A 12,182-nucleotide genomic window follows, 5' to 3' on the forward strand; every position below is an offset into this window, starting at 1 on the left:
ACATTGAAATTATTTTGTTATAGAATGGACTTAATTCTTAATAAAAAGGAGAACATTATGAAGAAAATTATTACAGCCAGTATGGCTCTTTTATCTGTTGTTGTTTTAGCAGCATGTTCAGGGAAAACAACGTCTGATTCTTCAACTAAAAATTCAAGTTCTGTAGAGCAAACTTCTTCAGAGACCTCATCAACAACGTCTAGTTCAAAGACAGAAAATAATGAGGTTGTTTTGATCACTGATGAAGAAATTGACAATGCTAAAACTGTTGGAGATGTGAAGAAAGTTTTTGGTAAACTAGTTGACAATTATAAAAAGCATGCAGTTGAAATTGGAGAAAAAATTCCAGAGAGTGGAAAAGAAGCATATAACGCCCAAGTTGAACCCGCACTTAAGTCTATGGAGACTGTAAGAGAGTCATTTAACGAAAGTCTTTCAAGTATTGGTTCTGATGATACAGTAGTGCCAGAACAAACTCGTACTCTATTTGTTCAACAGTTGAAAACTGGACGTGATACAATGAAGAAAGCACTGGAGTCAGCGTATAAAGCAGTTGCTCCATACACATCTGGTCAATAATATGAGAAAGTAGGTGAATTATCACCTGCTTTTTGATTTGTTTAAATCCAAAACGATACCTACATAAAAAGCTACAAGTGGATAGTAGAGAGTTTGAAAGAAGTACTAACTCTATGAAAAATCTCTGCAAGCTCTTTCAAATTATGGTAGAATGGAAGCAGTAGAATTAGAAAAGGAAATCGATTATGAAATTTCTTGAATTAAATAAAAAACGTCATGCGACCAAGCATTTTACTGATAAACCGGTAGATCCCAAAGATGTGCGTACGGCTATCGAAATCGCAACCTTGGCCCCAAGTGCCCACAATAGCCAGCCATGGAAGTTTGTGGTTGTTCGTGAGAAAAATGCTGAATTGGCAAAATTAGCTTATGGTTCGAACTTTGAGCAGGTATCATCAGCGCCAGTGACCATTGCCTTGTTTACAGATACAGATCTTGCCAAACGTGCCCGCAAGATTGCCCGTGTTGGTGGCGCAAAGAATTTCTCAGAAGAGCAACTTCAATATTTCATGAAGAATTTGCCTGCCGAGTTTGCGCGTTACAGTGAACAACAAGTTAGCGACTACCTAGCCCTCAATGCAGGTTTGGTTGCCATGAACTTGGTTCTGGCTCTTACAGACCAAGGAATCGGTTCTAACATTATCCTTGGATTTGACAAATCAAAAGCCAACGAAGTTTTGGACATTGAAGACCGTTTCCGCCCAGAACTCTTGATTACAGTGGGTTACACAGACGAGAAATTAGAACCAAGCTACCGCTTGCCAGTAGATGAAATCATAGAGAAAAGATAGAAGGAAGAAAAAATGACAGCAATTGATTTTACAGCAGAAGTAGAAAAACGCAAAGAAGACCTCTTGGCTGACTTGTTTAGCCTTTTGGAAATCAACTCAGAACGTGATGATAGCAAGGCAGATGCGCAGCATCCCTTTGGACCTGGTCCAGTAAAAGCTTTGGAGAAATTCCTTGAAATAGCAGACCGCGATGGCTATCCAACTAAAAATGTTGATAACTACGCAGGACATTTTGAGTTTGGTGAAGGAGAAGAAGTTCTCGGAATCTTTGCTCACATGGACGTGGTGCCAGCTGGTAGCGGTTGGGACACGGACCCTTATACACCAACTATCAAAGATGGTCGCCTTTATGCGCGCGGAGCTTCAGATGACAAGGGACCTACAACAGCTTGTTACTATGGTTTGAAAATCATCAAAGAATTGGGTCTTCCAACTTCTAAGAAAGTTCGTTTTATTGTCGGAACAGACGAAGAATCAGGCTGGGCAGATATGGACTACTACTTTGAACATGTAGGACTTGCAAAACCAGACTTTGGCTTCTCTCCAGACGCTGAATTCCCTATCATCAATGGTGAAAAAGGAAATATCACAGAATACCTTCACTTTGCAGGTGAAAATGCAGGTGCTGCTCGTCTTCACAGCTTTACAGGTGGTTTGCGTGAAAACATGGTGCCTGAATCAGCAACAGCAGTCGTTTCAGGTGTCTTAGCTGACTTGCAAGCTAAACTAGATGCCTTTGTTGCAGAGCACAAACTTAGAGGAGAACTCCAAGAAGAAAACGGTCAGTACAAGGTGACTGTGATTGGTAAATCTGCCCATGGTGCTATGCCTGCTTCAGGTGTCAATGGGGCTACTTACCTAGCATTCTTCCTCAGCCAATTTGACTTTGCTGGACCAGCCAAAGACTACCTCGACATTGCTGGTAAGATTCTCTTGAATGACCATGAGGGTGAAAATCTCAAGGTTGCTCATGTGGATGAAAAAATGGGTGCCCTTTCTATGAATGCGGGTGTCTTCCGCTTTGACGAAGCAAGTGCTGACAATACCATTGCCCTCAACTTCCGTTATCCAAAAGGAACAAGCCCAGAGCAAATCAAGTCAATCCTTGAAAACTTGCCAGTTGCTTCTGTTAGCCTCTCTGCCCATGGTCATACACCTCACTATGTACCGATGGAAGATCCACTTGTGCAAACCTTGTTGAATGTCTATGAAAAACAAACTGGTCTCCAAGGTCACGAACAAGTCATCGGTGGTGGTACCTTTGGTCGTTTGCTAGAACGTGGGGTTGCCTACGGTGCGATGTTCCCAGACTCAATTGACACTATGCACCAAGCCAATGAATTTATCGCCTTGGACGATCTCTTCCGAGCAGCAGCAATCTATGCAGAAGCTATCTATGAATTGATCAAATAAAATGATAGAAGTCTGAGATTTTATGCTTAGACTTCTTTTTGGAGGGAAAACAGATGTCTCAAATCGAAAGAATCAAGCAAGCCATTATGGCGGATCCGCAGAATGCCAGCTATACAGAACGTGGAATCGAACCTCTCTTTGCGGCGCCAAAAACTGCTCGCATCAATATTGTCGGTCAAGCTCCGGGGTTTAAAACGCAAGAAGCTGGGATTTATTGGAAGGATAAGAGTGGTGATCGGCTGCGTGAGTGGCTAGGTGTAGATGAAGATACATTTTACAATTCGGGCTTGTTTGCAGTTATTCCCATGGATTTTTATTTTCCAGGACATGGAAAATCGGGCGACCTTCCCCCCCGTAAAGGCTTTGCCGAAAAATGGCACCCACAACTCCTCAAGGAATGTCCAAATATTGAATTGACACTTTTGATTGGGCAATATGCCCAAGCCTATTATTTACATGAGAAAATTAGTGGCAAGGTAACAGAACGGGTAAAACGCTACAAAGACTATCTACCAGAATTTTTCCCTCTGGTTCACCCATCACCACGAAATCAAATCTGGATGGCTAAAAATCCTTGGTTTGAGTCAGAAGTGGTGCCAGATTTGAAAAAAAGAATTAAAACGATTTTAGGAGAAAAAGAATGAAAGAAATAGCCTTCGATGAATTTTATCAGCTTTACCAAAATGGTCAGCTTTCTCTAGTGGACGTGAGAGAAATAGAAGAGTTCAAGATGCTTCATTTAGAAGGTGCACACAACTTACCGCTTAGTCAACTGGCTGATACTTATGAGCAGTTGGACAAGGAGCAGTTACATTATGTTATTTGTAAATCTGGGATGAGATCAGCGCGTGCTTGTCAATTTCTAGCTGAAAAGGGTTATGACGTTATCAATGTCCAAGGTGGAATGACGGCCTTTGAAAATCTTTAAACCTATATGGCGATAGATCCTAGTTTTCCCTTGCTCGGCTCCAACTGAGTAAGGGATTTTGTTTTTAGATAATTCTTATTTTTAAAAATATTGAAAACATTCAATATTTACTTCGTGATGCTTTTTTCATACTCTTATTCGTGATATACTAGGTCAGTATTTTAGAAATATGAAGGAGATTCTTTATGGCTAAAAAAGGTGCCCTAACAGGTTTGCTCCTGTTTGGAATATTTTTTGGTGCGGGGAACTTGATTTTTCCGCCTTCTCTAGGTGCCCTATCTGGAGAACATTTTCTTCCTGCCATTGCAGGTTTTGTCTTTTCAGGTGTCGGTATCGCCGTTTTGACTCTCATTATTGGAACACTAAACCCGAAAGGATACATTCACGAGATTTCTAAGAAAATCTCACCTTGGTTTGCGACGCTTTATCTTGCAGTCCTCTATCTATCGATTGGTCCCTTCTTTGCCATTCCGCGTACAGCCACAACAGCTTATGAAGTTGGAATTAGCCCCCTCTTGTCTGAAGCAAATAAAGGTCTAGGATTGATCGTCTTTACTGTGTTGTATTTTGCAGCGGCCTATCTGATTTCACTCAATCCATCAAAGATTTTGGACCGTATCGGACGAATCTTGACACCAGTCTTTGCTTTGTTGATCGTTATCTTGGTTGTACTAGGTGCCTTCAAATATGGTGGAACCAGTCCTCAAACTGCGTCAGCTGCTTATCAAGCTTCTGCCTTTGGGACAGGTTTCCTAGAAGGTTATAATACCTTGGATGCCCTTGCTTCAGTTGCCTTCAGTGTAATTGCTGTTCAAACCTTGAAACAACTGGGATTTTCCAGTAAGAAAGAATACATTTCAACTATTTGGGTGGTTGGTATCGTTGTAGCTCTTGCCTTTAGCGCTCTTTACATTGGTTTAGGATTCCTTGGAAATCACTTCCCAGTACCAGCAGAAGTGATGAAGGGTGGAACACCAGGTGTTTATATCTTGTCGCAAGCAACTCAGGAAATCTTTGGTTCAACAGCTCAACTCTTCCTTGCTGTTATGGTAACAGTAACCTGCTTCACAACGACAGTTGGCTTGATTGTGTCAACAGCAGAGTTCTTTAACGGACGTTTCCCACAAATCAGCTACAAGGTCTATGCAACTGCCTTTACCTTGATTGGATTTGCTATTGCAAATCTTGGTCTTGATGCAATCATTAAGTACTCAGTGCCAGTACTGGTAATCTTGTACCCAATCACCATCGCCATTGTGATGATCGTAATTGTGAATAAGTTTGTCGCCCTATCAAAACCGGGCATGCAGTTAACCATTGGGCTTGTTACAGCTATTGCGCTTGCAAGCGTCCTTGGAAGTTCCTTTAAGGTAGAGTTTCTAGAAAATCTGATTAATGCCCTTCCGTTTGCGTCAGCCTCTCTTCCGTGGCTAGTGCCAGCTATTATCGGAATCTTGCTTTCATTGGTTCTACCAAACAAACAAGAGAGTGACGTTTTTGAGATGGAATAAAAAAATTCTTGGTCATCGACCAAGAATTTTTTGTATGAGCACGACTCATTAGTTGTTTTGTTCGGTATAACCAGCTTCTTTAAGCATTTTTTTCGAGGCAGCAAAGCTTACACGGCTTCCAATACCAGAATATTCGTTCGGCATTGCTTTTTTCAATTCGTCAAGACTTGCAACAGTCATGTCAACCTCGATGTTTTGGATAACTTTTCCGTCTTGAATTTCAACTTTTTGTGTAACCCCTTTGACCCCTTCATAACCTTTATAAGTATCGTCAACAATTTCCTTAATACCTTCCGCGGTATTATTAAGTTTTTCAGGGTCAAGTACATTATGAACAGTTTGTTTTACAACGTCATCTCCCTTCACAGTATAAGTCAAGGTAGAATGAATCCCAGGTTTGCTATTGTGGACAAATGTGTGGGTTTCTGTCTCATCTTTCTTTTCAGATGATTGTTGACTGCTTTGTTTGGTCTCGCTTGACTGAGTTGTTGTGTCTTCTTTGGTACTGCTGTTAGTAGGTGTTGATGCTTGTTTGGAACATCCGAGTAGGAGGACAAGTGAAGCCACAAGGGCTAGTGAAGTTTTGACAAGAGTTTCCATAGAATTTCCTTTCATAATCAAAGTATTTGTATTATAACATGGATCTATAGTGAAAGCAACTAAACATAGTTTTTCTCCTTTTGAGAAGGAGTCTGACTAGAAAAATGTTATAATGGTAGGAAAGAGGTGAAGAAATGAATCAGACTATAAACTATATCAAAGAACTAACCGCTATTGCATCACCAACGGGTTTCACTCGTGAGATTTCAGACTACTTGGTCCATACTTTAGAAGAGCTTGGCTACCAGCCAGTCCGTACAGCCAAGGGTGGTGTTAATGTTACTATTAAAGGTCAAAATGATGACCAACACCGCTATGTGACTGCCCATGTGGATACGCTGGGTGCTATTGTCCGTGCTGTCAAACCGGATGGTCGTCTCAAATTGGATCGTATCGGTGGTTTCCCTTGGAACATGATTGAAGGGGAGAACTGTACGGTTCATGTAGCTAGCACAGGTAAAAAGGTATCTGGAACCATTCTCATCCACCAGACATCATGCCATGTCTACAAAGATGCAGGAACTGCTGAACGCACTCAGGACAATATGGAAGTGCGTTTGGATGCAAAAGTAACCAATGAAAAAGAAACCCGCGCCTTGGGCATCGAGGTTGGCGACTTTATCAGTTTTGACCCGCGAACTGTCGTGACAGAGACTGGTTTTATCAAGTCACGTCACTTGGATGACAAAGTCAGCGCAGCGATTTTGCTCAATCTTCTTCGTGTTTATAAGGAAGAGGGAATTGAATTACCAGTAACAACTCATTTTGCTTTTTCAGTCTTTGAAGAGGTTGGCCATGGTGCCAACTCCAATATTCCAACTCAAGTGGTGGAATATCTAGCTGTCGATATGGGGGCAATGGGAGATGACCAGCAGACGGATGAGTACACAGTATCTATCTGTGTCAAGGACGCTTCAGGTCCCTATCACTATGACTTCCGTCAACATTTAGTGGCTTTGGCGAAAGAGCAAGATATTCCATTTAAGCTAGATATCTATCCATTTTATGGTTCGGACGCTTCAGCGGCCATGTCTGCGGGAGCAGAAGTCAAGCATGCCCTCCTTGGAGCTGGTATTGAGTCCAGTCACTCTTACGAACGAACACACATTGATTCAGTAGTAGCGACGGAGCGTATGGTTGATGCCTATCTTAAGAGTGCATTGGTAGACTAATATGTGCTTGATTTGTCAAAGAATTGAATGGATCAAGGCAGGGGAAAATCCCTACTTTGTAAAAGAACTAGAAACAGGCTATGTTGTCATTGGAGACCATCAATACTTTAGGGGCTATACCTTATTTCTGGCAAAAGAGCATGTCACAGAACTCCACCATATGGAGACTTCTAAAAAACTGCGTTTTCTAGAGGAAATGAGTTTGGTCCAAGAAGCAGTCGCCAAAGCGTTTAAAGCTGAAAAGATGAACATTGAACTGTTAGGAAATGGAGATGCCCACGCCCACTGGCACCTCTTTCCAAGACGATCAGGTGATATGAGGGGTTATGGATTGAATGGTCGTGGTCCAGTCTGGTGGGTGCCCTGGGAAGAAATGGCGGCAGAAGATTGCCAAGTGAAATCCCATGAGTTGGAACAAATGATTAAAACCTTATCCGATGAATTAGAGAAGCACTTGGTCTAAGAGAGGAAGCAAAAAATGAAAAAAAGATATATCATTTTATCTGGTTTGCTAGCAGTAACCCTAGCAGCATGTTCTCAAGAACAACCTAAAAATGAAGAAAATACTCAAAAAACGGAACAAACTAGCCAATCTGAAGGAACTGTAGGAAGCAAATCTCAAGCTTCTAGTCAGAAGAAGGCAGAAGTTGTCAATAAGGGAGACCACTATAGTATACAAGGGAAATACGATGAAATCGTCGTAGCTAATAAGCACTATCCTTTGTCAAAAGACTACAATCCAGGAGAAAATCCAACAGCCAAGGCAGAGTTGGTCAAACTCATTGCAGCAATGCAAGCAGCTGGCTACCCAATCAGCGATCACTACAGTGGTTTTAGAAGTTATGAAACTCAAACCAAACTTTATCAAGACTATGTGAATCAAGATGGTAAGGAAGAGGCAGATCGCTACTCAGCCCGCCCTGGATACAGTGAACACCAAACAGGTCTTGCTTTTGATTTGATTGGGACAAATGGAGAATTAGTGACGGAGGAGAAGGCGGCTCAGTGGCTCTTGGATCATGCAGCTGACTATGGCTTTGTTGTTCGCTATCTCAAAGGCAAGGAAAAAGAGACTGGCTATATGGCGGAAGAATGGCATCTTCGCTACGTCGGAAAAGAGGCCAAAGAAATTGCTGCAAGTGGCCTTAGTTTGGAAGAATACTATGGCTTTGAAGGCGGAGATTACGTCGATTAAAAAAGAAATTTTTCTCTTGCATTTTTAGATAAATAGTGTATAATAGATGGGTATGTGTAAAGCATACTTGTGGGAGGTAAAAATCTTACATTACCGCCAAAACCACAAAGGAGGATTTAAAAATGGCTAAAAAAGTCGAAAAACTTGTAAAATTGCAAATCCCTGCTGGTAAAGCTACACCAGCTCCACCGGTCGGACCTGCTCTTGGTCAAGCTGGTATCAACATCATGGGATTCACAAAAGAGTTCAACGCTCGTACAGCTGACCAAGCTGGTATGATCATTCCAGTTGTTATCTCAGTATACGAAGACAAATCATTTACTTTCGTAACAAAAACACCACCAGCTGCTGTTCTTTTGAAAAAAGCTGCAGGTGTTGAAAAAGGATCAGGTACACCTAACAAAACTAAAGTTGCTACAGTTACTCGTGCACAAGTACAAGAAATTGCAGAAACTAAGATGCCAGATTTGAACGCAGCAAACATTGAGTCTGCAATGCGTATGATCGAAGGTACTGCTCGTTCTATGGGATTCACTGTTGTTGACTAATCAATAACACAGTAGAAAATCTCACAGCAGTCTATTAGTTGCTTTTCATACTAGGCAAGTGACTGAGGCTTGTACTTAGGTACAGTAAAGGAACCGAACGAAGTAGGAAAAGGAAAATAATAGACTGAAAACCCGCAAGGCTTCATCATTTCGAGAAGTGACGTGGGAGATGAAAATCGATTGAACCACTTACAAGGAGAATAGAAAATGGCTAAAAAAAGCAAACAACTTCGTGCTGCTCTTGAGAAAATTGACAGCACAAAAGCATACAGTGTAGAAGAAGCTGTAGCACTTGCAAAAGAAACTAACTTTGCAAAATTTGACGCAACTGTAGAAGTTGCTTACAACTTGAACATCGACGTAAAAAAAGCTGACCAACAAATCCGTGGAGCAATGGTATTGCCAAACGGAACTGGTAAAACTTCACGCGTTCTTGTTTTCGCACGTGGTGCAAAAGCTGAAGAAGCAAAAGCTGCTGGTGCAGACTTTGTTGGTGAAGATGATCTTGTTGCGAAAATCAACGACGGTTGGTTGGACTTCGACGTAGTTATCGCTACACCTGACATGATGGCTCTTGTTGGACGTCTTGGGCGTGTCCTTGGACCACGTAACTTGATGCCAAACCCTAAAACTGGTACTGTAACAATGGATGTTGCTAAAGCAGTTGAAGAGTCTAAAGGTGGTAAAATTACTTACCGTGCTGACCGTGCAGGTAACGTTCAAGCAATCATCGGTAAAGTATCATTTGAAGTTGAAAAATTGGTTGAAAACTTCAAAGCTTTCAACGAAACAATCCAAAAATCAAAACCAGCTACAGCTAAAGGAACTTACGTAACAAACTTGACAATCACAACTACTCAAGGTGTTGGTATCAAAGTTGACGTAAACTCACTTTAATCAGTAGTTTATAAAAGAGAAGACGAGTACGAAAGTGCTCGTTTTTTTGATGAGTATGACCTTTTAGAAAAATCAGTTCATTGATCAGCTTTGTAGCAATAGTGCGTTTCCTCTTCTTCTTTCACAGAAAATATGGTATAATAGAGAGTAAAAAACTTTGAAAGAAAGAAAAAGATGAATTTAAAAGATTATATCGCAACGATTGAAAATTATCCTAAGGAAGGCATCACCTTCCGTGACATTAGCCCTTTGATGGCAGATGGAAATGCTTATAGCTATGCTGTTCGTGAAATTGTTCAGTATGCAACAGACAAAAAAATTGACATGATTGTGGGCCCAGAGGCCCGTGGATTTATTGTCGGATGCCCAGTTGCTTTCGAGTTGGGAATTGGCTTTGCACCTGTTCGTAAACCAGGGAAATTGCCACGTGAAGTGATTTCTGCTGACTATGAGAAAGAGTACGGTATCGATACCTTGACCATGCATGCTGATGCAATCAAGCCAGGCCAACGCGTTCTCATCGTAGATGATCTCTTGGCAACAGGTGGAACTGTCAAGGCAACAATTGAGATGATTGAAAGACTTGGTGGAATTGTAGCAGGCTGTGCTTTCTTGATTGAACTGGATGATCTTAAGGGCCGTGAAAAAATCGGAGATTACGATTACAAGGTACTTATGCATTATTAATAAAAAACAGTCCTTTGGGCTGTTTTCTCTTCATCAGCTATATAAATTAACTATAGCTAGTTAGAGAAAAACTATAATTGAAAACTATATCTTCATACAGTATAATATAGGGAAGAAGTATTTGGAGGTTTTTGCTTTCAAACAGACAAGATCATTCCCGAAATAGAGAACTGTTAGGAGGGTATTATGCCGATTCGACTTGATAAAAAATTACCAGCTGTGGAGATTTTAAGGACAGAAAATATCTTTGTTATGGACGACCAACGGGCCGCTCATCAGGATATTCGCCCCTTGAAGATTTTGATTTTAAATCTCATGCCCCAAAAGATGGTAACAGAAACGCAACTCTTGCGGCACTTGGCTAATACACCGTTGCAATTAGATATTGATTTCTTATATATGGAAACGCATCATTCCAAGACAACTCGTGCCGAACATATGGAAACCTTCTATAAGACCTTTCCAGAGGTCAAGGATGACTTTTTTGATGGAATGATTATCACAGGAGCACCAGTGGAGCATTTGCCTTTTGAGGAGGTAGATTACTGGGAGGAATTCAAGCAGGTTATCGAATGGTCCAAGACGCATGTCTTTTCAACCCTGCATATCTGTTGGGGAGCGCAAGCAGGTCTTTATGTTCGCTATGGCGTTGAAAAGCACCAGATGGATCGGAAACTATCAGGTATTTACCCACAGGATACCTTAAAAGAGGGGCACCTTCTTTTTAGAGGTTTTGATGATCGCTATGTAGCTCCTCATTCTCGTCATACTGAGATTTTAAAAGAAGAAATCTTAAACAAGACCAATCTGGAGATTCTGTCAGAAGGTCCTGAGGTTGGGGTTTCTATCCTAGCTAGTCGAGATTTGCGTGAAATTTATAGTTTTGGTCATTTGGAGTACGATCGTGACACTTTGGCAAGAGAGTATTTTCGTGATTATGAGGCGGGACTCGACCCTCATATACCAGAGAACTACTTTAAAAATGATGATGTAAATGAGACACCTTGTCTCTGTTGGTCTTCATCAGCTGCCCTCTTTTTCAGCAATTGGGTAAACTATGCAGTTTATCAAGAAACCCCTTTTGACTGGAGAAAGGTAGAGGATGATGCGGCTGCATTTGGATATCTATAAGAGGAATTATGACATATTTTGACGCTTTTAAATCAGGGAACTTGGTTTTGCCAAGTGCCCTGCTCTTGCATTTTAAGGAACTCTTTCCTTCCAGCGAAGATTTTCTCGTCTGGCAATTTTTCTATTTACAAAATACCACAGCCTTAGGAGATGTTTCGCCTAGCCAAATAGCTGAAATCATTGGGAAAGAGGTGGCAGATGTCAACCAATCTATTTCGAATTTGACTGAAAATGGTTTGCTGCAATATCGGACCATTGAACTAAATGGGGAAATTGAGCTCATTTTTGATGCTAGTCTGGCTTTTGAACGCTTAGATAGCTTGTTGGATACCCAAACTCCAGCTACAACTGCCCCAAACCCCAAAAATCAATTGAAGGATCTGGTTGAAACTTTTCAGCAGGAATTGGGTCGCTTGTTAACACCATTTGAAATCGAAGATCTTTCTAAGACTGTCAAAGAAGATGGAATCAAGGCGGATTTGATCAAGGAAGCTCTCCGAGAGGCGGTTTTTAATGGCAAACCAAACTGGAAGTACATTCAGGCAATCCTACGAAACTGGCGCCATGAAGGCATTCAGTCTGTGGCCCAGGTGGAGGCCAAACGAGCAGAGCGAGAAGCGAACAATCCCAAACAAGTTCAGGCTTCGGCTGATTTCCTCGATGCCATGAATTTGTGGCAAGATTAGTCGCTTGAAAATTCTTGAAAATTAGAGTAAGGTTTGCAAGCACC

At 41.3% G+C, this 12,182-nt stretch carries 15 protein-coding genes; 14 read left to right on the top strand and 1 reads right to left on the bottom strand.

Annotated features, from left to right (window positions below; all coding sequences use genetic code 11):
* The first annotated feature begins 57 nt into the window (after positions 1 to 57).
* The 6 genes from HMPREF1518_RS00640 (at position 58) to brnQ (ending at position 5,222) form a co-directional block, all read left to right on the top strand.
* Positions 58 to 579, top strand: coding sequence for a hypothetical protein (locus HMPREF1518_RS00640; RefSeq protein WP_000720914.1), 522 nt, complete (start codon positions 58 to 60; stop codon positions 577 to 579).
* Between the two features lie 185 nt (positions 580 to 764).
* The gene (locus tag HMPREF1518_RS00645) at positions 765 to 1,370 is read left to right on the top strand and encodes a nitroreductase family protein (protein ID WP_000670152.1); all 606 of its coding nucleotides are present in this window, start codon (positions 765 to 767) and stop codon (positions 1,368 to 1,370) included.
* A 12-nt stretch (positions 1,371 to 1,382) separates the two neighbouring features.
* Positions 1,383 to 2,783, top strand: a complete 1,401-nt coding sequence (gene pepV / locus HMPREF1518_RS00650) for a dipeptidase PepV (RefSeq protein ID WP_033583477.1) — start codon at positions 1,383 to 1,385, stop codon at positions 2,781 to 2,783.
* Between the two features lie 53 nt (positions 2,784 to 2,836).
* Positions 2,837 to 3,427: a uracil-DNA glycosylase family protein gene (locus HMPREF1518_RS00655; RefSeq protein WP_033583478.1), complete on the top strand. Its 591-nt coding sequence runs from the start codon at positions 2,837 to 2,839 to the stop codon at positions 3,425 to 3,427.
* On the top strand, positions 3,424 to 3,711 hold the full coding sequence (locus HMPREF1518_RS00660) for a rhodanese-like domain-containing protein (protein WP_033583479.1): 288 nt from the start codon (positions 3,424 to 3,426) through the stop codon (positions 3,709 to 3,711). Before HMPREF1518_RS00655 ends, HMPREF1518_RS00660 begins: the two co-directional genes overlap by 4 nt.
* A gap of 185 nt (positions 3,712 to 3,896) precedes the next feature.
* Complete coding sequence (gene brnQ / locus HMPREF1518_RS00665; protein ID WP_033583480.1) at positions 3,897 to 5,222, top strand: branched-chain amino acid transport system II carrier protein; 1,326 nt, start codon at positions 3,897 to 3,899, stop codon at positions 5,220 to 5,222.
* A gap of 48 nt (positions 5,223 to 5,270) precedes the next feature.
* On the opposite strand, the gene HMPREF1518_RS00670 is transcribed toward brnQ, so the two are convergent.
* A complete protein-coding gene (locus tag HMPREF1518_RS00670; protein WP_033583481.1) occupies positions 5,271 to 5,822 on the bottom strand; it encodes a DUF1307 domain-containing protein in 552 nt (183 codons plus the stop codon).
* A gap of 134 nt (positions 5,823 to 5,956) precedes the next feature.
* Between HMPREF1518_RS00670 and HMPREF1518_RS00675 the strand changes: the two genes are divergently transcribed.
* From HMPREF1518_RS00675 to HMPREF1518_RS00710, 8 genes are all read left to right on the top strand, one after another.
* On the top strand, positions 5,957 to 6,994 hold the full coding sequence (locus tag HMPREF1518_RS00675; RefSeq protein WP_033583482.1) for a M42 family metallopeptidase: 1,038 nt from the start codon (positions 5,957 to 5,959) through the stop codon (positions 6,992 to 6,994).
* Position 6,995: 1 nt separating this feature from the next.
* Positions 6,996 to 7,457 (top strand): HIT family protein, encoded by a 462-nt coding sequence (locus HMPREF1518_RS00680; RefSeq protein ID WP_033583483.1) that lies wholly within the window; start codon positions 6,996 to 6,998, stop codon positions 7,455 to 7,457.
* Between the two features lie 15 nt (positions 7,458 to 7,472).
* Positions 7,473 to 8,189 (top strand): LD-carboxypeptidase LdcB/DacB, encoded by a 717-nt coding sequence (ldcB, locus tag HMPREF1518_RS00685; protein WP_033583484.1) that lies wholly within the window; start codon positions 7,473 to 7,475, stop codon positions 8,187 to 8,189.
* Positions 8,190 to 8,311: 122 nt separating this feature from the next.
* Positions 8,312 to 8,737 carry a 50S ribosomal protein L11 gene (gene rplK / locus HMPREF1518_RS00690; protein WP_001085808.1) on the top strand — a complete coding sequence of 142 codons (426 nt, stop codon included), beginning with the start codon at positions 8,312 to 8,314 and terminating at the stop codon, positions 8,735 to 8,737.
* Between the two features lie 207 nt (positions 8,738 to 8,944).
* Positions 8,945 to 9,634 (top strand): 50S ribosomal protein L1, encoded by a 690-nt coding sequence (gene rplA / locus HMPREF1518_RS00695; RefSeq protein ID WP_033583485.1) that lies wholly within the window; start codon positions 8,945 to 8,947, stop codon positions 9,632 to 9,634.
* Positions 9,635 to 9,808: 174 nt separating this feature from the next.
* Positions 9,809 to 10,321, top strand: a complete 513-nt coding sequence (locus HMPREF1518_RS00700) for an adenine phosphoribosyltransferase (RefSeq protein WP_033583486.1) — start codon at positions 9,809 to 9,811, stop codon at positions 10,319 to 10,321.
* A 186-nt stretch (positions 10,322 to 10,507) separates the two neighbouring features.
* Positions 10,508 to 11,452 carry a homoserine O-acetyltransferase MetA gene (gene metA / locus HMPREF1518_RS00705; RefSeq protein ID WP_033583487.1) on the top strand — a complete coding sequence of 315 codons (945 nt, stop codon included), beginning with the start codon at positions 10,508 to 10,510 and terminating at the stop codon, positions 11,450 to 11,452.
* A gap of 8 nt (positions 11,453 to 11,460) precedes the next feature.
* Positions 11,461 to 12,138 carry a DnaD domain-containing protein gene (locus tag HMPREF1518_RS00710; protein ID WP_033583489.1) on the top strand — a complete coding sequence of 226 codons (678 nt, stop codon included), beginning with the start codon at positions 11,461 to 11,463 and terminating at the stop codon, positions 12,136 to 12,138.
* Positions 12,139 to 12,182: the final 44 nt, after the last annotated feature.

This window comes from Streptococcus sp. SR1, assembly GCF_000526075.1.
GTDB classification, from domain to species: Bacteria; Bacillota; Bacilli; order Lactobacillales; family Streptococcaceae; genus Streptococcus; species Streptococcus halitosis.